This window comes from Xanthomonas sp. BRIP62415, from assembly GCF_003993515.1.
In the GTDB taxonomy this organism is placed as follows: Bacteria; Pseudomonadota; Gammaproteobacteria; order Xanthomonadales; family Xanthomonadaceae; genus Xanthomonas; species Xanthomonas euroxanthea.
In genome coordinates this window covers 139,276-162,116 of the sequence record NZ_QEZH01000037.1, presented here as the reverse complement: position 1 = coordinate 162,116, position 22,841 = coordinate 139,276, and the positions used below count along the sequence as shown (strand labels likewise).

Below are 22,841 nucleotides of genomic sequence, written 5' to 3'. Positions count from 1 at the left end.
AGACATGGCCCCCCGCACTCGCCAAGGGCTCAACGACTACGGTCTCTACAACAGCGCGCGCGATGAGCGCGACGCCTGTGGTTTTGGCATGGTCGCCCAGTTGGACGACCAACCATCCCGCTCGCTGGTGGACACCGCGATTGCGGCACTCTCGCGCATGACCCACCGCGGCGGCGTGGCGGCCGACGGGCTCACCGGCGATGGCTGCGGTCTGCTGATCCGCAAACCCGATGCGTTCCTGCGCGGGCTGGCGCGCGACGCCGGCATCACCGTGGGCACGCGCTACGCGGCCGGCGTGGTGTTCCTGCCGCTGGACGAGAGCGATGCGGCGCGCTGCCGTGCCGAACTGGAAACCCAGCTGCACGCCGCCGGCGTGCAGTTCCGCGGCTGGCGCGTGGTGCCTACCGACGACAGTGTCTGCGGCCAGCTGGCGCGCGACACCTTGCCGCGCATCGAGCAGGTCTTCGTCGATGCCGGTGCCGAGCAGAGCGAGGACGGCTTCACCCTGGCGCTGTTTCTGGCGCGCCGCCGCGCCGAGCAGGTGCTGCGCGAGGTGGAAAACTTCTACGTCACCACGCTCTCGCCCAACGGCATCAGCTACAAGGGCATGGTGCTGCCGGACAAGCTGAGCACATTTTACCCGGACCTGCAGCGCAGCGACCTGTCCTCCAGCGCAATCGTCTTCCACCAGCGCTTTTCCACCAATACGCTGCCGCGCTGGCCGCTGGCGCATCCGTTCCGCCTGCTCGCCCACAACGGCGAGATCAACACCATCGAAGGCAATCGCCGCTGGGCGCAGGCGCGCAGCAAGGTGTGGCAGACCCCGCGTTTCGACATCGCCGAGTTCGACCCGGTGATCTCCATGCACGGCTCCGATTCGCAGAGCCTGGACAACATGCTGGAGCTGCTGATCGCCGGTGGCATGGACCTGCTACAGGCGCTGCGCATCCTGGTGCCGCCGGCGACCCAGTCGCTGGAGTTCAAGGACGCCGACCTGGCCGCCTTCTACGAGTTCTACGGCCTCAACACCGAGCCGTGGGATGGCCCGGCCGGCATCGTCGCCTGCGACGGCCGCTATGCCGCCTGCATGCTCGACCGCAACGGGCTGCGCCCGGCGCGCTGGATGCTGACCTCCGACCGCCATTTCCTGGTGGCCTCCGAGGCCGGCGTGTGGGAACTGCCGGCCGAGCGCATCACCCGCAAGGGCAAGCTGGGCCCGGGCGAGATGATGGCGATCGACCTCAAGCGCGGCGATCTGCTCGATTCGGACGCCATCGACCGCATCAACCGTGCGCGCGCGCCCTACAAGCAATGGCTGCAGCAGGGCGTGACCTACCTGCAGACCGAACTGATCGACCCCTCGCTGGTGGAAGAACCCTTCAGCGAGCAGACCCTGCGCAGCTACCACAAGCTGTTCCAGCTCAGCACCGAGGAAGTGGAGCAGATCCTGCGCCCGCTGGCCGAGACCGAGCAGGAAGCCACCGGCTCGATGGGCGACGACACCCCGATGGCGGTGCTCAGCCGCCAGACCCGGCCGCTGTACGACTACTTCCGCCAGGCCTTCGCGCAGGTCACCAACCCGCCGATCGACCCGCTGCGCGAAGGCATCGCGATGTCGCTCACCACCCAGCTCGGCAAGGAGACCAACATCTTCCATGCCGGCGCGGAGACGGTGAACCACGTCATCCTCAACTCGCCGGTGCTCAGCCAGCGCAAGCTGCGCCAGCTGCTGAAGATGGAGCAGTACGTCGAGCGCAACCGCCTGATCGACCTGTCCTACAGCGTGGAGGAAGGCCTCAAGGCCGGCCTGGAACGCATCTGCCAGGAAGTGGAAGCGGCCGCGCGCGCCGGCGCCGTCATGCTGCTGCTGTCGGACCGCTACCCGGTGCCGGACCGGCCAATGGCGCATGCGCTGCTGGCCACCGGCGCGGTGCATCACCACCTGTGCAAGGTGGGCCTGCGCTGCGACGTCAACCTGATCATCGAGACCGGCACCGCGCGCGATGCGCACCACATGGCCTGCCTGCTCGGCTTCGGCGCCACCGCGGTGTATCCGTACCTGGCCTACCAGACGCTGTTCGACCTGGGCCGGCGCGGCATCCTGCAGCTGAGCAAGGGCGGCGAGCAGTCGCAGATCGGCCGCCGCTACCGCAAGGGCATCTACAAGGGCCTGTCCAAGATCATCTCCAAGATGGGCATCTGCACCATCGCCAGCTACCGCGGCGCGCAGTTGTTCGAGATCGTCGGGCTGGACCCGGACGTGGTGGAGCTGTGCTTTGCCGAAACGCCCGCCCGCATCGGTGGCGTGGGCCTGGCGCGGCTGGACACCGAGGCGCGCGAGCTCACCGCACGCGCCTGGAACGACCAGCTCAAGCCGGAAGTGGGCGGCCTGCTCAAGTACGTGCACGGCGGCGAGTACCACATGTACAACCCGGACGTGGTCATGACGCTGCAGCGCGCCACCCGCACCGGCGATGCCGGCGACTGGCAGAAGTACGTCGACGCGGTACATGCGCGCCCGGCCTCCACGCTGCGTGATCTGGTGCAGCTCAAGCGTGCCGCCACCCCGACCCCGCTGGACGAGGTCGCCCCCGCGGCCGATGTGCTGCGCCGCTTCGACACCGCCGCGATCAGCCTGGGCGCGCTGTCGCCCGAGGCGCACGAAGCACTGGCCATTGCGATGAACCGCCTGGGCGGGCGCAGCAATTCCGGCGAAGGCGGCGAAGACCCGGCCCGCTACGGCACCGAGAAGCGCTCCAAGATCAAGCAGGTGGCCTCGGGCCGTTTCGGCGTGACCCCGGAATACCTGGTCAACGCCGAAGTGCTGCAGATCAAGGTCGCCCAGGGCGCCAAGCCCGGCGAAGGCGGCCAGCTGCCCGGCCACAAGGTCAACGAACTGATCGCGCGGCTGCGCTACGCCAAGCCCGGCATCGGCCTGATCAGCCCGCCGCCGCACCACGACATCTACTCGATCGAGGACCTGGCCCAGCTGATCTACGACCTCAAGCAGGTCAATCCGACCGCGCTGGTCTCGGTGAAGCTGGTGGCGCATGCCGGCGTCGGCACCATTGCCGCCGGCGTGGTCAAGGCCGGCGCCGACCTGATCACCGTGTCCGGCCATGACGGCGGCACCGGGGCCAGCCCGGTCAGCTCGATCCGCTATGCCGGCGTGCCGTGGGAACTGGGCGTGGCCGAGTCGCACCAGGCGCTGGTGGCCAACGACCTGCGCGAGCGCACCATCCTGCAGACCGACGGCGGCCTGAAGACCGGCCTGGACGTGGTCAAGGCCGCGCTGCTGGGCGCCGACAGCTTCGGCTTCGGCACCGCGCCGATGATCGTGCTGGGCTGCAAGTACCTGCGCATCTGCCACCTCAACAACTGCGCCACCGGCGTGGCCACCCAGGACGAGCGCCTGCGCGCGAACTACTTCACCGGCCTGCCCGAGCGCGTGGAGCATTTCTTCCGCCTGCTGGCCGAGGAAGTGCGCCAGTGGCTGTCCTACCTGGGCGTGCGGTCGCTGGACGACATCGTCGGCCGCACCGACCTGCTCGAACAGCTGGAGGTTTCGCCGCGTGCCGGGGTCAAGGTCGATCTGTCGCGCCTGCTCACCCATGCGCGCTACGACGGCAGCCATTGCGCGGCCCAGCGCCTGTACGAATCGCCCGACAGCCTGGCCACGCAGATGGACGGCCTGCTGGCCGATGCGATCGCCAACAAGACCGGCGGCGACCATCGCTTCCTGATCCACAACACCGACCGCTCGATCGGCGCACGCCTGTCCGGCGCCATCGCGCGCGTGCACGGCAACCACGGCATGAGCGATGCGCCGTTGAACCTGCGCTTCCGCGGCACCGCCGGGCAGAGCTTTGGCGCATTCAACGCCGGTGGCCTGCAGCTGGAGCTGGAAGGCGAAGCCAACGACTATGTCGGCAAGGGCATGGCCGGCGGCCGGCTGGTGGTGCGTCCGCCGCGCGGTGCGCGCTTCGAGGCGCGCAGCACGCCGATCGTGGGCAACACCTGCCTGTACGGCGCCACCGGCGGCGAGCTGTTCGCGGCCGGCCGCGCCGGCGAGCGCTTTGCGGTGCGCAACTCCGGTGCGCTGGCGGTGGTGGAAGGCGCAGGCGACCACTGCTGCGAATACATGACCGACGGCGTGGTGCTGGTGCTGGGCAAGGTCGGCCTGAACTTCGGCGCCGGCTTCACCGGCGGGCTGGCGTATGTGCTGGATATCGAACGCGACTTCGTGGACCGCTACAACCACGAGCTGATCGACATCCACCGCGTCTCCGCCGAGGGCTTCGAGAACCATCGCCAGCATCTGCACACCCTGATCAGCCGCCACCGCGAGCTGACCGGCAGCATCTGGGCGCAGCAGATCCTGGACGAGTTCCGCGACTACATCGGCAAGTTCTGGCTGGTCAAACCCAAGGCCGCCAGCATCGAGTCGCTGACCGAGTCGCTACGGCGCGCCGCCTAGTCGTGCTCCCCTCTCCCGCTCGCGGGAGAGGGGTCGGGGGTGAGGGCCGGTGGCCCGCAACCCTCATCCGCCCCTTCGGGGCACCTTCTCCCGCACGCGGGAGAAGGGAATCAGCCACGGATTTCTTTTATGAGCCGCAAGCAAGCCTTCCAATTCCTCGACCTGCCCCGGACCATGCCCACGCGCATTCCGGTGGAGCTGCGTACCTCCGGTGACTGGGGCGAGCTGTACGGCAAGTTCGACAAGGCCGACGCGCAGTACCAGTCCGGCCGTTGCCTGGACTGCGGCAATCCGTATTGCAGCTGGAAATGCCCGGTGCACAACGCGATCCCGCAGTGGCTGCAGCTGGTGCAGGAAAACCGCATCGAAGAAGCCGCCGCGCTGTGCCATTCCACCAATCCGCTGCCGGAAGTGTGCGGGCGGGTGTGTCCGCAGGATCGCCTGTGCGAAGGCAGCTGCACGCTGGAGGAATTCGGCGCGGTCACCATTGGCGCGGTGGAAAAATACATCGTCGATACCGCGTTCAAGATGGGCTGGCGCCCGGACCTGGGCAATGTGCAGCCGAGCGGCTGGCGGGTAGCGGTGATCGGCGCCGGCCCGGCCGGCCTGTCCTGCGCGGACCGCCTGGTGCGTGCCGGGATCGAGGCGGTGGTCTACGACCGCTACGAGCAGATCGGCGGGCTGCTGCAGTTCGGCATCCCCAGTTTCAAGCTGGACAAGTCGGTGATCGGCAAGCGCCGCGAGATTCTCGAAGGCATGGGCGTGCAGTTCCGCCTGGGCGTGGAAGTGGGCCGCGACATCAGCATCGAGCAGTTGCTGGGCGAATACGACGCGGTGTTCCTGGGCACCGGCGCCTACCGCTACACCGATGGCGGGCTGCCCGGGCAGGACCTGAAGAATGTGCTGCCGGCGTTGCCGTTCCTGGTGCAGAACAGCCGCATCGTCAGCGGCAACGATCCACACGGCCGGCCGATCGCCGGCTGGGAAGACCAGATGGCGCTGCCCGATCTCAACGGCAAGCGGGTGGTGGTGCTGGGCGGCGGCGACACCGGCATGGACTGCGTGCGCAGCGCGATCCGCCTGGGCGCGGCCAAGGTCACCTGCGCGTACCGCCGCGACGAGGCCAGCATGCCGGGCTCGGCGCGCGAGGTCGCCAACGCGCGCGAGGAAGGCGTGCGTTTCCTGTTCAACCGGCAGCCGCTGTCGATCGAATCCGGCGCCGACGACGAGGCCATCGGCGTGACCGTGGTGGAGACCAGGCTCGGCGACCCCGATGCCAGCGGGCGTCGCAATGCGGTGCCGGTGGAAGGCAGCGAATCGTTGCTGGAAGCGGACGTGGTGATCATCGCATTCGGCTTCTCGCCGACCCTGCCCGACTGGCTGGCCTCGCAGGGCGTGGAAGCCGGCAGCAACGGCCGCATCGTCGCACCGGCCGACGACAACGGCCGCCTGCCCTACCAGACCAGCAACCCGCGCCTGTTCGCCGGTGGCGACTGCGTGCGTGGCGCCGACCTGGTGGTCACCGCCGTGGCCGAAGGCCGCGACGCGGCCGGCAGCATCGTGCAGCTGCTGGGCGTCAAGGCGCAGGTCAAGGAACCGGCCGCCGCCTGAGTGTGGCCAGCGCGTGGGCTCGTTGCCCGGCGCTGGCTGTCGCGTTGCCTGCAGGCAAGCCACATGCGGCCTGCGCGGCAAGACTGGATGACGCTGCGCGTTGCAGCGTATCCACGGCGCGGGAAAGCGCCCGCATGCGCGACGCAATGATCGCCTGCGCCTGGCGCAAGACCAAGCGCGCACCTGCCTGCCACGCCGCCAGACGCCTCTAGGCGCTTCTAGGCGCCTCCAGGCGCAAGCCAGCTTCGCCTCCGCACGGGCGTGTCCGGTCCGACCCGCAGCGCGCGACGAACACACCACGTGGCTCCACCATTGGCCCTGCGCTCAACACGCGCCGGCCGGTGCGCGGCGGCGGCAGACGCAAGCGTCTGGCCGCCATTCGAAGCGCTGCACACACGCCAGCGCCCGCAATCGGCATGCCCGCAGGGCTGTCGCGATCTGCAGCCTCGACGATTGCACCCTCCTTGGAAGTGTGATTTAAGTCACATATCTACTGTCGCCATGTAGCACCAGCCCGATCAATCACCCCCCCCGACGCGCAGGACGTTCTGCGCCGACCTGGAGGTGCCGGGCAGTGACGGCAGTCGGTTCCCATCCCAGGTGCGGGCAACGCCGCCGCCGTGGACTCCAGACCTCGTTCACGTGTCGCCGCGCCACGCGGCGGCGAAGCCGTGGGCCTCACCAAGGAAGCAACCTCATGACGCAGCAACTCGCTACCAGCCAACATGGACGCGACGACTGGGTGGACTGGCTCCGCGGCGCCAGCGTATTGATGGTGATCGTGCTGCACGCCTATGGCTTCGCCTTCGATGCCTACCCGGAACTGCGCAGCGGCGCGACCGAGCAAGCCAGTGCCCTGATGGTGTCCATCGAGCACCTCAACCGCTCGCTGGCACCGCTGCGCATGCAGCTGATGTTCCTGCTGTCGGGCCTGTTCGTCGCGCGTGGGCTGGACAAGGGCATCGCACCCTACCTTGGCGGCAAGCTGCGGCACGTGCTGTACCCGTACCTGCTCTGGTCGGTGCTGATCTTCGCCCTGCGCGAGGCAGGCTCGGTGCTGGCCAAGGCCGAACCCATCGCCTGGCTGGATCTGGGCAAGATCGCGGTCGGTAACGTGGCGCTGACCTGGTTCCTGTTCTACCTGTTCGTGTTCCTGGTGCTGATGCCCTTGCTGCGTCGGCTACCGCCGCCATTGGTGCTGGCCGCGACCGTGCTGGGCTCGGTCTGCCTGGGTCCGCTGCTGCGCCAGGGCGCAGATCCGTTCTATTACTTTGCGTTCTTCTACATCGGCACGCTGCTGGCTCGCCGGGTGCCGGCACTGCTGCGGCAGGCACCGCGCTGGATCTGGCCGCTGTCGTGCCTGAGCCTGTGCGCCATCGTGCTGATCGCCAATCTCACCGCGCTGCATGGCATCTGGATCGGCTACCTGCCGCTGGTGGTGATCGCGCTGCCACTGCTGGTCGCTGTGGCGATGTGGGCGAACCGGCAACCGGCCGCGCAGGCGATCCGCTATGTGGGCCGCAACTCGGTGGTGTTCTACCTGAGCCACTTTCCGCCCTTCATCGTGCTGGCCTATCTGCTGCCGCGCTGGATCGACGAGGGAGCGGTGCTGTTCTTTGCCTTGTTGGGGGTCGGCGTACTGGTCCCGGCCGTGCTGTGCCTGCTGCGCGCGCCCGGCCGCCTGCCTGCGCTGAACCTGCTGTTCTCCGCACCGATGCCGGTCCGCCGCCCACGCAGCGCGTTGCCTGCCGTCGGCACGCTGCACGGCTCACCGGTGTCCGCCTAGTGGGCATGCGTGCCGATGGTGCCGCTCACCGGCGCCATCGATCCAACTGATACGACCGATGGCGTGCGGTCACGCACCACCTGCCGTGCAAAACCCCAGGTGATGCGCGCGAGCATCACCTGGGCCGAGCGCAGCGCCGGCAAACGCCCTGCCGCCCTGTGACGAGGCGGCAGGGCGGGCCATCAGGCCGCCTTGTCCAGCGTGGCCATGTCGATCACGAAGCGGTACTTCACGTCGCTCTTGAGCATGCGCTCATAGGCCTCGTTGATCTGATCGGCGCGGATGGTTTCGATGTCCGAGACGATGTTGTGCTTGGCGCAGAAATCCAGCATCTCCTGGGTCTGGCGAATGCCGCCGATCAATGAACCGGCCAGCGTGCGGCGCTTCATGATCAGGTTGAACACGCTCGGCGACGGGTGCGATTCCTCGGGCACGCCCACCAGCACCATCGCCCCGTCACGCTTGAGCGCATTGAGGAACGGGTCCAGGTTGTGCGGCGCGGCCACGGTGTTGAGGATGAAATCCAGCGTGTTGGTCTGCGCGGCCATCTGCGCCTCGTCCCGGGAGATCACCACTTCGCTGGCGCCCAGGCGCAGCGCATCGGCGCGCTTGCTCTCGGAGGTGGTGAACAGCACCACCGTGGCGCCCATCGCCTTGGCGATCTTCACCGCCATGTGGCCCAGGCCGCCCAGACCGACCACGCCCACCTTCTGACCGGGGCCGACCTTCCAGTGCGCCAGCGGCGAATAGGTGGTGATGCCGGCGCACAGCAACGGGGCCACGGCGGCCAGGTTGTCGCTGTGCGAGATGCGCAGCACGTACTTCTGATCGACCACGATGTGGTCCGAATAGCCGCCGTAGGTGTTCTCGCCGCCCCCGAACATCGGACCGTTATAGGTGCCGGTGAAGCCCTGCTCGCAATACTGCTCTTCGCCTTCCTGGCAGGACGCGCAGCTGCGGCAGCTGTCGACCATGCAGCCGACACCGGCCAGGTCGCCGACCTTGAAGCCGGTGACTGCATCACCGACCGCAGTGACGCGGCCGACGATCTCGTGGCCGGGCACCGACGGGTAGCGTGTGTTCTGCCATTCGTTGCGTGCGGTATGCAGATCCGAGTGACACACGCCGCAGTAGGCAATATCGATCTGCACATCGTTGGGGCCGGGCGCGCGTCGTTCGAACACGAATGGTGCAAGCGGCTGATCGGCAGTGCGTGCGGCGTAAGCGTGGGCTTGGCTCATGGGAAAGACTCCGGGATGTGACGTCCCCCGCGACAGTGCGGACGACAAAAGAAATCGGGTTGTAGCTTAAGACAGGCGCCTGTCGCACTCCTGCGACAGTGCGTCTTGCCTGTCGGGTTGCGGACGCGACCGCAGCGGCATGGTGCGCCCTGCAGGTGTTTGTACGCGATCAAATCGCCGTTGCCGGCGTGAATGGTGCGCTAACGCCGGAGCTTCTACGCTGACCAACCACCGTCCTGACCTGCACCATCCCTGCTGGCCGTGCCCTCCCCCTGCGGCCGCCTACGTCGATGCCGAAGGAGGCTTCCATGTTCCGTTCTCCCCCCACGTTCCCATCCTTGCGCAGTGCTGCACTCGCACTGACCCTGCTTGCCGCGATGCCGCTGGCGCACGCCAAGGAGCCTGGCCATCCTGACAGGCAGTCCAGCGGCCTGAAGTATGTCGGCGTCAATCTGTCCGGTGCCGAGTTCAACTCACGCAAGAAACCCGGCACCCTGTTCAAGGACTATACCTACCCGTCCGCAGCAGATTTCAGCTACTTCGCCGGCAAGGGCATGAATACGATTCGCCTGCCGTTTTTGTGGGAGCGCCTGCAACCGCAGCTCAGCGGCGACCTGGACCCGGCACAACTGGCGCTGCTGAAGAAAGCGGTGGCGGCAGCCAAGGCCAACAAGCAGTACCTGATCCTGGATGTGCACAACTACGCCAAGTACAACGGCAAGCGCATCGGCAGTAGCGAGGTGCCCACCGCGGCGGTCGCGGACCTGTGGCGCCGGCTGGCGCTCGAATTCAAGGACGACGCGTCGGTGATCTTCGGGTTGATGAATGAGCCCAACGGCATTTCCGCCACCGATTGGGCGACCGCGGCGCAGGGCGCGATCAACGCGATCCGCAAGACCGGCGCCAGGAACCTGATCCTGGTGCCGGGCACCGCCTACAGCGGCGCACACAGCTGGCGCAGCGCCAGCTACGGCGTCTCCAATGCCAAGGCCCTGGAAATCCTCAAGGACCCGGGCAACAACCTGGCCTTCGAAGCGCATCAGTATCTGGACAACGACTACAGCGGCACCAAGCCGGTGTGCACCAGCGCCACGGTCGGCGAAGAAAAGCTGCGCGGCTTCACCGCCTGGCTGCGCGAGAACAAGCAGAAGGGCTTCCTGGGCGAATTCGGCACCGCCAACAACCCGGTCTGTGACCAGGCACTGGAAGGCATGCTGACCTACATGGAAAAGAACAGCGACGTGTGGCTGGGCTGGACCTGGTGGGCCGCTGGCGCATGGTGGAAGCCGGAGTACTTCTTCACCGTGCAGCCGGGCAAGGACGGCAGCGACAAGCCGCAGATGTCGATTCTGAGCAAGTACGCACGCCGCGCGACCAAGTAGCCCACGCGGGCGGGTCGATCACGGTGGTCGCAGCCTGTGCTGCGGCCACCGTTTTTTTTTGCGTGCCATCGTCCATGTCCTGCCACGGAGAAGCGATGGGATCCGCCGACGAGTGCCTGCAGCGCGCTGCATCGCTGGCAGACGCCAGCGCACTCAGCGTGTCGCAGGATGCGCATTGGCGGTCCGCTGCCGGACGCATGACGCAGCCCACAACGCACGCGCTGCACATGGCACATACCAAGTTCCGCGATCGCAGCAGGTGATAGTTGCGCGTGCCGGCGTGCTGATCCCAGCGCGTCGCACCCCGGCGATCGCCCTGCGCAGGGCAGCGCATCGCGACTGCGATCTGCGTGGCCGCCACGCGCGACGCCATCACCTGCAGCATTGCGATCGCACAACAGCCGCCTCCAGGCAGGCCGGATGCACGGCGTTTCCGCAGCCGTGCGGCGCAGAGTGCACCCGGCCTGCAATGCGCGTGGCTGGGTGGCGTCGCTTTACCACAACAAAGCGTGTGCATGTTTGGCAATAACTGCGGAGTGGCTCACAGCTCGAATTAAGTGATATCTCGCATTCGTAGTTTGAATGTCCGGATGCGCTTAGGGTGAAGCGCGATGCAGTGTCTTCATGCCCGTGGCAGGTTCGCCGGGCCATGCATCTCCCCCGCGAATGCTTCAGGAGTCACCCATGTTGCCCTCCCCCACTCCGACGCGCCGGCTGTCCAGCCGTGCGTTGTCATTGCTGCTGCTTGCCAGCGTGCTGCTTGCAGGCGTGCCCTTGGCACATGCACAGAACCGCCTGAAGTACGCAGGCGTCAATCTGTCCGGTGCCGAAATCAAATCCTCGCAAAAGCCCGGGGTGCTCAACGTCGACTACCTGTATCCGGCCGCCAGCGATTACCGCTACTTCGCCGGCAAGCACATGAACATCATTCGGCTGCCGATCCTGTGGGAGCGCCTGCAACCCAAGGCCGGCGGCGAGCTGGATGCAGCGCAGCTGGCGCTGATCCGCCAGGCCGTGGCCAACGCCAAGGCCGCCAAGGTCTACCTGATCCTGGATATCCACAACTACGCCAGGTATTACGGCAACAAGATCGGCAGTGCACGCGTGCCGATCAGCACCTTCAACGATCTGTGGCGACGCCTGGCAATCGCCTTCAAGAACGACAACAGCGTGATCTTCGGGCTGATGAACGAGCCTTACGACATCAATCCGCAATCCTGGGCCAACGCGGCGCAGGCCTCCATCGACACCATCCGCAAAACCGGCGCCAACAATCTGATCCTGGTGCCCGGCGCGCTATGGAGTGGCGCGCACAGCTGGTACTCCACCGTCGCCGGCCAGTCCAACGCAGTGGCGCTGGCCTCCATTCGCGACCCGCTCAATCGCTATGCCATCGAAGTGCATCAATACCTGGATACGGACTCCAGCGGCACCAGCGCCGGGTGTGTCAGCAGCACTGTCGGTGCCGAGCGCCTGCGCAGCTTTACCCAATGGCTGCGCATCAATCACAAGCAGGGATTTCTCGGCGAGTTCGGCACCGGCGACAACGCCACCTGCAACAGCGCACTCAACGGCATGCTGGGGTATCTGGAGACCAACCGCGACGTGTGGCTGGGCTGGACCTGGTGGGCCGCCGGCGCGTGGTGGAACCGCACCTACCCCTTCAACGTGCATCCCGATGCGCAGGGCCGCGACAAGCCGCAGATGTCGATCCTGAGCGCGCGCGCAAAACGCATCACCCACTAGTCGAAGCACGCCGCGAGCGAGGGTCACCCGTCGCACGCGGCGCAGCAGGCACCCGGCACTGGCATGCACGCGCAGTGCGTGCCAATGCCAGGCAGCAACCGTGCCCGGCCGCGGTGAGCACAGTCCTTCCGCAATAAAACGCCAGCACACGGCGCGCGCTAGCGCTCGCCATGTGTGCGCGCGCAACAACGCTGCCGCGTCAGTGACCCGACGTCGCAGCGTTGACGGCGAGCGCATCCATTCGCCGATTTTTCGACAGCGCCATGCATGCGATGGCGGTGCCGACAAGCGTGCGCGACCGCTTTTCAACGCGGGCCCGTTACAGCGTGCTGTTCCAGAACGTGACCCCTGCGGTAAGTGACTGCGACCCAGCCAACACATTTAATTCACACGCGATGTGGTGGGCAATTAGGCACGGCAGATGCATTGGTTACGACAGGTGTGGCGCACCTCGCGCAGATCGCACGCAACCCGCTGCGACACACCATCCCCGTCGTCTAAGGAGTTGTTTTATGTCTGCTGTCTCTCAAACGCTGCGCACCATTTTCCGCTGCGCCCTGCTCTGCGTCCTGTTCGGCACATTCGCACCCGTTTACGCACAAACCCGCGCACTGAAATATGCCGGCGTCAATTTATCCGGCGCCGAATTTGCATCGTCCAAGAAACCCGGTGTCCTCAATAAGGACTATATGTATGCCCCGGCCAGCGATTACACCTATTTCGCCGGCGTTGGCATGAATACGATCCGCCTGCCGGTGCTGTGGGAACGCCTGCAGCCGAGTGCACGCGGCGAACTGGATCCGACCCAACTGGCTCTGGTAAAGCAAGCCGTGGCACGCGCCAAGGCATCGGGCATGTACCTGGTGCTGGACATCCACAATTACGGCAAATACTACGGCTACAAGATTGGCGGCGACCAGGTGTCGAACGCCACCTTCGCCGACCTGTGGCGCCGCCTTGCGCTGGTATTTCCCAGCGACAACGCCGTGATCTTCGGGCTGATGAATGAACCCAACGGCGTATCGGCCAGCGGCTGGGCAGCCACTGCACAGGCAGGCATCGATGCGATTCGTGCCACCGGTGCGAACAATCTGATCCTGGTGCCGGGCGCATTGTGGACCGGTGCGCACAGCTGGTATTCGCCCACCAACGATGGTTACTCCAACGCAACCGCATTGGTCTCGATCTACGATCCGCTCAATCGCTACGCGTTCGAGGTGCATCAGTACCTGGATGCCGACTCCAGCGGCACCACCAATGTCTGCGTCAGTGCCACCATCGGTGTCGAGCGCCTGCGCAGCTTCACCGAGTGGTTGCGCACCAACCACAAGCGCGGATTCCTGGGCGAATTCGGCACCGGCAACAACCCGGTCTGCAATGAAGCGCTGCGCGGCATGCTCCGCTATATCGATGCCAATGCAGATGTCTGGACGGGCTGGACGTGGTGGGCTGCCGGCTCGTGGTGGAATGTCAGTTACGAGTACAGCGTGCATCCCAACAAGGACGGCACCGACAGGCCGCAGATGTCCATCCTCTCGCCCCAGGCCGTTCGCGCCACACGCGCCATTCCGTAAGGTGAAGCAGAGGGTTGTAGGTCAATCTCGAGCCGCCGCAAGGCGGCTCGCTTTTTTTGCGTCCTTCGCACGGATCGCATGTCGTCGGACAGGGCGAATGATGCGGTTGCGGTAGCGCAACGTGCCACTGCGCAACGCCCTCTTACGACCGCGCGTGCCACCGCATGCAGCGCGGGCGCATCATCACCAAAGCTTGAGCTCACTGAACTTTCGCAACGCGTTTGAAGTGGCTTTCACCTGACAGCGATAAAGCCGCGTCCAGCATGGGCGCACTTCACTGCAGGAGCATCACATGGCATATCGACTGATGAAGACCGCGCTGATCGGCGCACTGGCAGTGGCGGCGCAGGGCGCATTTGCGCAGGCGGCCGCCGACAAGCCGGCCAAGGCACTGACCTCCAGCGAGGTCACCAGCATGCTGACCGGCAAGGGCTACACCAAGGTGCACGACGTCAAGTTCGAGCATGGCGTGTGGACCGCTGACGCGCGTAGCGGCGACGGCAAGGACGTGGACGTACGCATTGATCCGGTCACCGGCCGCGTCTATGGCGACCAGACCACCTCCAAGCTGAGCGAGGCCGATATCCGCGCCGCGCTGTCGACCGGCGGCTATTCCAACGTGCACGACCTCAAGTTCGAAGACGGCTTGTGGAACGCCGATGCCGAGCGTGGCGGGCAGAAGGTGGAGCTGCATGTCGATCCGGAAGACGGGCACGTGGTCAGCGTGGACAACGACTGACCAAGACGCCAGAAGCCGGTGGCGTAGATGATGCCGCTGGCTTGATGGCAGCGCGCGTCCGGCAGCACGGTTAAAGGCATCGCGTAGTGCATCGATGCATTATTCATCGCAGCACTATCGCGACCGTGCTGCATCGACAACAAGCGCGATCTGGTCCGCAACCGTCACGACCAGGACGCACCCGACGCAAAGGGCCTCCACCAGGAGGCCCTTTGCGTTTTTGATCGATACGCGTCTGATCGATGCGCGGACGTATTGCTGCTGTCCTTGCAGACCGCATCACCCCGCCATGCGTCGGCTGCATGACGCGTGCCGTCCCGGCACCGGTCAACGCGTCGGTGCTGCCTTTTTGCCCTCTTCGCCGGCGTCTTTTCCGGTATCGGGCGCTTCGCCCGTAGCGGGCTTGCCGGCCATCATGCGATCGCGCGCCGCCTTGAACGGGTTGCCGGCATACCAGTTGGGCCAGCGCTGCCCGGCGGCCACCTCCTTGCCCACGCCATACACCGCCTGCAGGTCTTCGATGGTGCCATCGAGCTTCCAGGTGGCCGCATCGTATTCGTCGCCAGGGGCGTGATAGCGATTGCGCCCGTAGTCCTCGGCGGCCGCGCGGCCGGCCGCGGTGCCGCCCTCGCGCAGGTCTTCGCCGCCATCGGCATACAGCGCCGGCACGCCGGCCTTGGCGAAGTTGAAGTGATCCGAGCGGAAATACGAGCCGCTTTGCGGCGTGGCCTCGGCATGCAGGGTGCGGCCCTGCATCGCGGCAATCGGCTTGAGGATGTCTTCCAGCTCCGAACTGCCCATGCCCACCACGGTGACATCGCGTGCGCGCCCGGCCACCGACATCGCATCCAGGTTGATCACCGCCGCGATCTTGTCCAGTGGAAAGCTCGGGTTGGCCACGTAGTACTTGGAACCGAGCAGGCCCGATTCCTCCAGCGTCACCGCCACGAACACCACCGAGCGCGCCGGCTTGGGATCCTGATGCGCGAACGCGTCGGCAATTTCGAGAATGCCGGCCACGCCGGTGGCGTTGTCCACCGCGCCGTTGTAGATGTTGTCGCCACTTTCGCCCGGATGCTTGCCCAGGTGGTCCCAGTGCGCCATGTACAGCACCGCCTCGTCGGCGTGGCTGGTGCCCGGCAACACGCCGACCACGTTGCGCGAGGTCTTTTCGGTGATGCTGCTCTTCAGGTCCACCGACCAGCTGGCCTTCAACGGCACCGGCTTGAAGCCGCGCTTGCTGGCGTCCTTGTAGGCCTGTGCCAGGTCCAGCCCGGCATTGGCGAACAGCTGCTTGGCGGTCTCGGCGCTGATCCAGCCTTGCACCGGCAGGCGCGGATCGGGATCGTCCTTGGCCGGCAGGTCGTATTGCGGGCCGGCCCAGGAGTTCTTCACCACGTCCCAGCCGTAGCTGGCGCCCGGGGTGTCGTGCACGATCAGCGCAGCGGCCGCGCCCTTGCGGGCGGCCTCTTCGAACTTGTAGGTCCAGCGCCCGTAATAGGTCATGCGCTTGCCGTCGAACAGCGAGGCATCGCCGGTCTGGAAGCCCGGGTCGTTGACGAACATCACCACCGTCTTGCCTTTCCAGTCCTGGCCGGCGTAATCGTTCCACTGCTGTTCGGGCGCATCCACACCGTAGCCGACGAACACCAGCTCGCTGTTGTCCAGCTTGACCTCGGCCTGGCCGGTACGCGTGCCGACCACGATGTCGGTGCCGAAGGCCAGGGTACGGGTCTGCTCGCCGCTGCGCAGGGTCGGCGCGGTGGCCGCATCGGCGGTGGTTTCCACCATCGGCACGTCCTGGAACCAACTGTCGCCGTTGCCCGGCTGCAGGCCGATGCGCTGCATCTGGTCGCGGATGTACGTGACGGTCTTCTCTTCGCCGGGGGTCCCGGGGCCGCGCCCTTCGAAGTCGTCCGAGGCCAGCGTCTTGACCAGCTCGGCAAAGTCGCCGGGCGTCAGCTCCGGCGAGAAGGCGTGGCGACTGACCGGGGCGCTGGGCGCGCTGTCGGCCGGCACCTGCGCGGCGGGTGCGCTCGGCGCATCGGCGGGTTCACGCTTGCAGCCGGCCAGGGCCAGCGTCGCGGCCAGGCACAACAGGATCTTGCGGGGCATCGGGACTCCTCGTGCGGCGAAGGTCCCCCGATTCTAGGCGCTGGCCCCGTGGTCGGGGCGTCAGTCCCTGGGTGCCACGTCGCTGTCGAAGCTGCGCGCGGTGGCGCCGGTCACTGCGCCGATCTTCGCGGTGCGGTGCACGTACAGGCTGACCTCGCGCTCGAACTCCAGCGGGCCATCGACCACCGCATCCGGGCCGATCACCACCCGCGGCTTGCGCGCAGGCTTGAACGAGAAGCTGAAATTCGGCTTGGTGACCTCGATCCCGCCACGCACATGCGAGCGCACCCCGACGGTGATGTCGCCGTTGACGGTCTCGATGCCCTTGCCCAGCTCGGTTTCCACCAGGCCGATACTGCCATTGACCGTTTCCACGCCGCCGCTGATCCGGCTGCCGCGTTCCACCAGCACGCTGCCGTTGACCGTCTCCAGCCCGCCGGACACCACCACCTTCTGGCCCAGCGTGATCGCGCCATTGACCGTGGAGACATCGCCGGTGCGGGCGTTGTCGCCGATCTGGATGCTGCCGTTGACCGTTTCCACGCTGCGGGTCTGCGCGCCGGCGCCGATCTCGATGGAACCGTTGACGGTATCCAGCCCGCCATAGACCTTGCCGGCCTCGGCGCTGATGCGGCCGTTGACCTTGCTGATGTCCTCGTCGGCCCAGGCACTTGCGCAGACCAGGGACAACGCCAGAACGAGATGCTGGGCTTTCATGCTGAACCTTGCGCGGCGGCGGCTGTCTTGGGCGTGGCGGCGATCACACCATGCTTGGCTACAATCGCGCACCTGCCTGAAGTCATTGGACCTTTCGTTGCCCCTGTCGCCCGCACCGCGATCGCGCCTGCCGCTTGCCCCCGCCACCGGCCGCCCACGCGCGTGGCTGGCGGTGACCGTGCTGGCCTGTGCGCTGCTGGGCAGCACCGGGGCGGGCGCGCAGAGCCAGCGCGAGGCCGAGCGCAAATTGCAGCAGCTGCGCGACGAACTCAAGACCATCAGCGCCGACCGCCGCGCGCTGGAAGGCAAGCGCGGCAATGCCGCCCAGCAGTTGCGCCAGGCCGATGAGAAGGTGGCCAGGACCTCGCGTGCATTGAGCGAGACCGAATCGGCGATGCGCGAGCAGGAACAGCATCTGGGCAAGCTGCAGCAGGACCGTGCGCAGTTGCAGCGCGGCCTGCAGAACCAGCGCGTGCAGCTGGCCGCGTTGTTGCGCGCCGCCGACCAGGTCGGCCGCAACGCGCCGTTGAAGGTGCTGTTGTCGCAGGACACCGTCGGCGATGCCACGCGCATGCTGGCCGATCACCGCTATGTGCAGAACGCACGTGCGCAGCGCATCCAGACGTTGACCACGCAGCTGGATGCGCTGGCCAAGGTGGAGCAGGACATCGCCAGCCGGCGCCAGGCGCTGGATGCGGCGCGTGCGCAGCAAAAGGCGCAGGCCGCGTTGCTGCAGAAGGATCGCTCGCAACAGGCAGCGACCGTCGCGCAGCTGGACGACCGCTATAAACAACGCGCCGAACGCGAAAAAGCCCTGGGCCAGGACGCCAGGTCGCTGGAGCAGCTGCTCGCCAACCTGCGCGCGGCCGCCGCCAAGGCCGAGGCCGAACGGCGCGCGGCCGCCAAGCGCGCCGCCGCCGAAGCCGCCGCGCAGGCAAAGCGTGGCAATACGGAGCGCCCCGAGCGTCCCGGCAAGACCCCGCCCAAGGTCATCGCCAGCGCGCCGGCCCCCAAGGTCGGCGGCCTGAGCTGGCCGGTGTCGGGCAACCTGCTGGCGCGCTTCAATGCCCCCTTGCCGGACGGCCATACCAGCAAGGGCGTGCTGATCGGCGCGCCCAAGGGCAGCACGGTCACCGCGGTGGCCGATGGCACGGTGGTGTTCTCCGACTGGATGACCGGCTACGGCATGATCCTGATCGTGGACCACGGCAACGGCTATATGAGCCTGTACGCGCACAACGACACGCTGTTGCGCGACGCCGGCGCGTCGATCAAGCGCGGCGAGGCGGTGGCCAAGGTCGGCAGCTCGGGCGGGCAGGGCGTGCCGGCGCTGTACTTCGAACTGCGGCGCAACGGGCAGCCGGTGGATCCGTCGAGCTGGTTGCAGCGCCGCTGAGCCCCACCCAGGCCACGCGCGCGCCGGTGCATGACCGTGGCCCGACCCGGCCCTGCCAAGTCAACGCGGATTTACCGCCGCTTCGCGCATAATCCAGGCCGCTCCGTTGCGGGGCGTCTTATCTCTTTGTCGGAGTGCTTCATGCGCGTAGCCGTCCTGTCCGTTGCCCTGTCGCTGGCGTTGTTCGCCTCACCCGGTTGGGCGCAGAAAGCCAGTCCCGCCGCCGCCCAGGCCACTGCGGACGATCCGGAAGCCAACGAAGCCGCCGTGTCCAAGGTGCCGCTGGACGAGATCCGCCGCTTCGTGGCGGTGTACAACGCGGTCAAGCAGGCCTACGTCGACCCGGTCGAAGACAAGAAGCTGATGCACGCGGCGGTGCGCGGCCTGCTCTCGGACCTGGACCCGCACAGCACCTATTTCGACAAGGAAGATGCCGAAGCCTTCGACGAGCAGGCCACCGGCGCCTACGACGGCATCGGCGTGGAATTGCTGCAGCAGCAGGACAACACGCTCAAGGTGATTGCGCCGATCGACGACACCCCGGCCGCGCGTGCCGGCATCCGCGCCGGCGACGTCATCGTGGCCATCGACGGCAAGCCGATCGACGCCAGCAAGGCGATGGAACCGCTGCGTGGCGAATCCGGCAGCAAGGTCGTGCTGACCATCGTGCGCGACAAGGCGCCCAAGCCGTTCGACGTCACCCTGCAGCGCGAGACCATCCGCGTGGCCAGCGTGCGCAGCAAGCTGCTGGAACCGGGCTATGGCTACATCCGCATCAGCACCTTCCAGGCCGACACCGGTGCCGATTTCCAGAAGAACCTCAAGCAGCTGCAGGCCGGCGGCAAGTTGCGCGGCCTGGTGCTGGACCTGCGCAGCAACCCCGGCGGCCTGCTGACCTCGGCGGTGCAGGTGGCCGACGATCTGCTCGACAAGGGCAACATCGTCAGCACGCGCGGGCGCATCTCCATCAGCGATGCCAAGTTCGATGCCACCCCAGGCGATTTGCTCGGCGGCGCACCGGTGGTGGTGCTGGTGGACGCCGGCTCGGCCAGCGCGTCGGAAGTGCTGGCCGGAGCGCTACGCGACAACCAGCGCGCGCGCATCATCGGCAGCCGCACCTTCGGCAAGGGCTCGGTGCAGACCGTGCTGCCGCTGGACAACGGCGACTCGGTCAAGCTGACCACCGCGCGCTATTACACGCCCAGCGGCAAGTCGATCCAGGCCAGCGGCATCGTGCCGGAAGTGCTGCTCACCCCGGAACCGCAACCGGGCGACGCCGATGTGCCGGCCAGCCTGACCGACTTCAGCGAAGCCACGCTGCCGGGCCATCTGCGTGGCGATGCCGAAGGCGAGGAGGGCTACAGCGCCGGCGACGTCTTGCCGGGCGATGGCCCGATCGCCGCCGCGCTGGCCGAGCTCAAGCAGCCCGGCTCGGCGGCCAAGGCGCAAGCCGCGCTCAAAGCCAAGGCGCAGGCAGCGCAGAAGGCCAAGGCTGCCAAGCCTGCGGCCGACCCCAAGCCGCCTGCCGCGCGCCCGGCAGCGGCCGACAAGCCCAAGCCTGCCGACAAGCCAAGCGAACCGGCGGAAAAGGCCAAGCCGGCCACGCCGGCCGAACCGACCCAACCGGCTGCGCCTGCGGACAAGCCCAAGCCGGCCGAACCGGTCAAGTAATCCGGCTACAGCGCAGCGGGTGCATCACCCGCTGCGCGCCCGGCGCGATCGATACGCGCGGCCCTGCAACGCATTTGCACGCCTTCCTCAATCATCCATTTGCCACAGCGCAGGCCAGGTTTGACCTCGACCCAGGGCTTTGCCGCAGCGAGGCACTATCGAGCGCCAATGCTTTTGTAGGAGCGACCCCGGTCGCGACAAGCCTTCCCGAACACGCGATCACCACGTCAAACCAGCGTTACCGCGCTACCGCCAGCGCCTCGGGATTGACCAGATTGCGCGGCGCACCGGCGGCAAAGGCCAGCACGTTGTCGAACGCCGCTTCGAAGTACAGCGCGTAGCTGTCGCTTTCCACGTAGCCCAGATGCGGCGTCGCCAGCACGCGCGGGTGTTGCAGCAACGGATCGCGTGCATCCAGCACCGGTTCGCGCTCGAACACATCCACCGCCGCCTGCGCCGGCCGGCCCGCATCCAGCGCGGCCAGCAAGGCGCCGGGCGCGATCAGCTCGGCGCGGCTGGTGTTGACCAGCAACGCATCCGGGCGCATCCGCGCCAGATCCTGCGCACCGACCTGATGGCGGGTTTGCGCGGTCAGGCGCCGATGCAGCGACAGCACATCGCTGCGTTCGAACAGTTCCTCGCGGCTGCCGGCGATGGCGAAGCCGTCGCGCGCGGCCTGTGCGCACGAGGCGTCGCCGCCCCAGACCAGCACCTGCATGCCGAACGCACGCCCGAAGCCGGCCACGCGCTGGCCGATCCGCCCATAACTCCAGATGCCCAGGGTGCGCCCGTGCACTCCGCGTCCCAGGCCGGGATCGCCCAGCGCCTGCCAACGGCCCTGGTGCAGCGCGCGCTGGTACTCGCTCAGGCGCCGGCTGGCCGACAGGATCAGGGCCCAGGTCAGTTCGGCCGGCGCCACCGGCGAGCCGACGCCTTCGGCCACCGCCACCCCGAATTCGGTGCACGCGGCCACGTCCACGTGCGCGCCGATGCGACCGGTCTGGCTGATCAACTTCAGGCGCGGCAGCCGCCGCAACAGCGTGGCGTCCACGCGGGTGCGCTCGCGGATCAGCACCAGCGCATCGGCTTCGACCAGCCGCTCGGCCCATTCGTTGGGATCGGTGGCCAGCGCGCCCAGCACCTGCACATCGTGGCCGTGCAGGCGCTGCAGGCAGGGCAGGTGACGCACGGCGCCCTGGTAATCGTCGGGCACCAGGATGCGCATCAGCGCGGCTTGGTCGGCAACGGGAACGGCGTGACCACCTTGTCGCCGGTGGTGGCGTCGCGGATCACCGACTGGCCCTTCTTCTCGACTTCCTCGATGCGCACGATGCTCTGCATCGGCAGGTGCAGCGTCTTGGTGTTGCCGAACTCTTCGCGCAGGCGCTCTTCGGTGGGATCGACCACCAGCCCGTCGTGCACGTCGAACACCAGCTCGCCGATCTGGTTGAACCCCCACAGATGGCTGCCGGTGACCTGGCGGGCGTAGAGCTCGTAGACCTTGCCGTGATTGAGGAAGGTGACTTTGTACAGAGGCTTGGACATGCGGCGATTATAGGCGCGCCACTATGCAGCGCGCGGCCGCGCATCACTGCGCCCGGGGGCGCCTTGCCCCGTTGGCGCCGCGCTAGAAGCCGTGGCGCTTGCGCAGCCGCCGCGCGATCGCCGCGCGCACGTACAGCCCGTAGACGATGCCGAACACGAACCCGGCGATATGCGCCGACCACGCCACCATGCCGAAGGCCGGGCCGATGTAGGCGAACACCACCTGCAGCAGCGCCCAGGCGCCGATCAGCAACGGCGCCGGCACGCGGATGAATTCCAGAAACACCCCCAGCGGCAGCACCACGCCCAGCTTGGCGCCGGGAAACAGCGCCAGATAGGTGCCGATCAATGCCGACACCGCGCCGGAGGCACCGATGATCACCCGGTCCGGCGTGCCGATCGCGAAGATCGCCGCCAGGTTGGAGGCCGCGCCGCCGACCAGGAACAGCAGCAGCAGGCGCCATGGCCCGAGAATGCGCTCGGCCGGCAGCCCGAAGATCAGCAGGAACACCAGGTTGCCGAGCAGGTGCGACCAGTCCGCATGCAGGAACAGCGCGGTGAACAGCCGCAGCACGCTGCCGTCACGCAGCGTCGCCCACCAATCGCCCAGGTTGGACACGCCACTGGACAGCGCGCCCCAGTCCAGCCACAGCGTGTTGCGCGCCTCACCGGGCCGGCTGATCGACCACAGATAGGCCAGCCAGACGGTGGCGAACAGCAACGGCACCGCCCAGCGCGGGGTGGGTTTCTTGCGGGAGGGGAGGGAGACGAACATCGGAGTGGCACTCTAGCGGGTTCACGCTCCTGAACCCACCCCTAACCTGTCCGGCCGATCAATACG

General features: G+C 67.1%; 15 protein-coding genes and 1 pseudogene. 10 read left to right on the top strand and 6 right to left on the bottom strand.

Going from position 1 to position 22,841, the window contains the following annotated elements:
• Positions 1 to 4 precede the first annotated feature (4 nt).
• The 4 genes from gltB to EO141_RS21460 all read left to right on the top strand — a co-directional run bounded on the left by gltB (position 5) and on the right by EO141_RS21460 (position 8,036).
• A complete protein-coding gene (gene gltB, locus EO141_RS20065) occupies positions 5 to 4,477 on the top strand; it encodes a glutamate synthase large subunit (protein ID WP_127170075.1) in 4,473 nt (1,490 codons plus the stop codon).
• 129 nt (positions 4,478 to 4,606) lie between these two features.
• The gene (locus EO141_RS20060) at positions 4,607 to 6,088 is read left to right on the top strand and encodes an FAD-dependent oxidoreductase (RefSeq protein WP_115675515.1); all 1,482 of its coding nucleotides are present in this window, start codon (positions 4,607 to 4,609) and stop codon (positions 6,086 to 6,088) included.
• Between the two features lie 697 nt (positions 6,089 to 6,785).
• Positions 6,786 to 7,874: an acyltransferase gene (locus tag EO141_RS20055; protein ID WP_127170074.1), complete on the top strand. Its 1,089-nt coding sequence runs from the start codon at positions 6,786 to 6,788 to the stop codon at positions 7,872 to 7,874.
• Positions 7,875 to 7,889: 15 nt separating this feature from the next.
• Entirely contained in the window at positions 7,890 to 8,036 is a 147-nt protein-coding gene (locus EO141_RS21460) for a hypothetical protein (protein ID WP_164739339.1), read from the top strand.
• 20 nt (positions 8,037 to 8,056) lie between these two features.
• Here the strand turns inward: EO141_RS21460 and EO141_RS20050 are convergent, their stop codons facing one another.
• Positions 8,057 to 9,115, bottom strand: coding sequence for an NAD(P)-dependent alcohol dehydrogenase (locus tag EO141_RS20050; RefSeq protein ID WP_127170073.1), 1,059 nt, complete (start codon positions 9,113 to 9,115; stop codon positions 8,057 to 8,059).
• A gap of 308 nt (positions 9,116 to 9,423) precedes the next feature.
• On the opposite strand from EO141_RS20050, the gene EO141_RS20045 reads away from it, so the two are divergent.
• From EO141_RS20045 to EO141_RS20030, 4 genes are all read left to right on the top strand, one after another.
• Positions 9,424 to 10,497, top strand: coding sequence for a glycoside hydrolase family 5 protein (locus EO141_RS20045; protein WP_126942024.1), 1,074 nt, complete (start codon positions 9,424 to 9,426; stop codon positions 10,495 to 10,497).
• 756 nt (positions 10,498 to 11,253) lie between these two features.
• The gene (locus tag EO141_RS20040; RefSeq protein ID WP_206514841.1) at positions 11,254 to 12,243 is read left to right on the top strand and encodes a glycoside hydrolase family 5 protein; all 990 of its coding nucleotides are present in this window, start codon (positions 11,254 to 11,256) and stop codon (positions 12,241 to 12,243) included.
• A gap of 512 nt (positions 12,244 to 12,755) precedes the next feature.
• The gene (locus EO141_RS20035; RefSeq protein WP_104536613.1) at positions 12,756 to 13,817 is read left to right on the top strand and encodes a glycoside hydrolase family 5 protein; all 1,062 of its coding nucleotides are present in this window, start codon (positions 12,756 to 12,758) and stop codon (positions 13,815 to 13,817) included.
• 292 nt (positions 13,818 to 14,109) lie between these two features.
• A complete protein-coding gene (locus EO141_RS20030) occupies positions 14,110 to 14,556 on the top strand; it encodes a PepSY domain-containing protein (protein WP_104536612.1) in 447 nt (148 codons plus the stop codon).
• Positions 14,557 to 14,955: 399 nt separating this feature from the next.
• On the opposite strand, the pseudogene EO141_RS20025 reads toward EO141_RS20030, so the two are convergent.
• A pseudogene (locus EO141_RS20025) lies at positions 14,956 to 16,671 on the bottom strand (M28 family metallopeptidase); the annotation flags it as partial.
• Between the two features lie 60 nt (positions 16,672 to 16,731).
• Positions 16,732 to 17,388 (bottom strand): hypothetical protein, encoded by a 657-nt coding sequence (locus EO141_RS20020; protein ID WP_104586254.1) that lies wholly within the window; start codon positions 17,386 to 17,388, stop codon positions 16,732 to 16,734.
• A gap of 97 nt (positions 17,389 to 17,485) precedes the next feature.
• On the opposite strand from EO141_RS20020, the gene EO141_RS20015 reads away from it, so the two are divergent.
• Together EO141_RS20015 and EO141_RS20010 are read left to right on the top strand one after the other, a co-directional pair.
• The gene (locus EO141_RS20015) at positions 17,486 to 18,784 is read left to right on the top strand and encodes a peptidoglycan DD-metalloendopeptidase family protein (RefSeq protein WP_206514832.1); all 1,299 of its coding nucleotides are present in this window, start codon (positions 17,486 to 17,488) and stop codon (positions 18,782 to 18,784) included.
• 141 nt (positions 18,785 to 18,925) lie between these two features.
• Entirely contained in the window at positions 18,926 to 20,455 is a 1,530-nt protein-coding gene (locus EO141_RS20010) for a S41 family peptidase (RefSeq protein ID WP_119127174.1), read from the top strand.
• A 238-nt stretch (positions 20,456 to 20,693) separates the two neighbouring features.
• On the opposite strand, the gene EO141_RS20005 is transcribed toward EO141_RS20010, so the two are convergent.
• The 3 genes from EO141_RS20005 to EO141_RS19995 all read right to left on the bottom strand — a co-directional run bounded on the left by EO141_RS20005 (position 20,694) and on the right by EO141_RS19995 (position 22,775).
• Complete coding sequence (locus EO141_RS20005; RefSeq protein ID WP_119130016.1) at positions 20,694 to 21,680, bottom strand: D-2-hydroxyacid dehydrogenase family protein; 987 nt, start codon at positions 21,678 to 21,680, stop codon at positions 20,694 to 20,696.
• The gene (locus EO141_RS20000; RefSeq protein WP_016901574.1) at positions 21,680 to 22,000 is read right to left on the bottom strand and encodes a DUF1820 family protein; all 321 of its coding nucleotides are present in this window, start codon (positions 21,998 to 22,000) and stop codon (positions 21,680 to 21,682) included. Before EO141_RS20000 ends, EO141_RS20005 begins: the two co-directional genes overlap by 1 nt.
• Positions 22,001 to 22,082: 82 nt before the next feature.
• Positions 22,083 to 22,775 (bottom strand): rhomboid family intramembrane serine protease, encoded by a 693-nt coding sequence (locus tag EO141_RS19995; RefSeq protein ID WP_003482177.1) that lies wholly within the window; start codon positions 22,773 to 22,775, stop codon positions 22,083 to 22,085.
• Positions 22,776 to 22,841 lie beyond the last annotated feature (66 nt).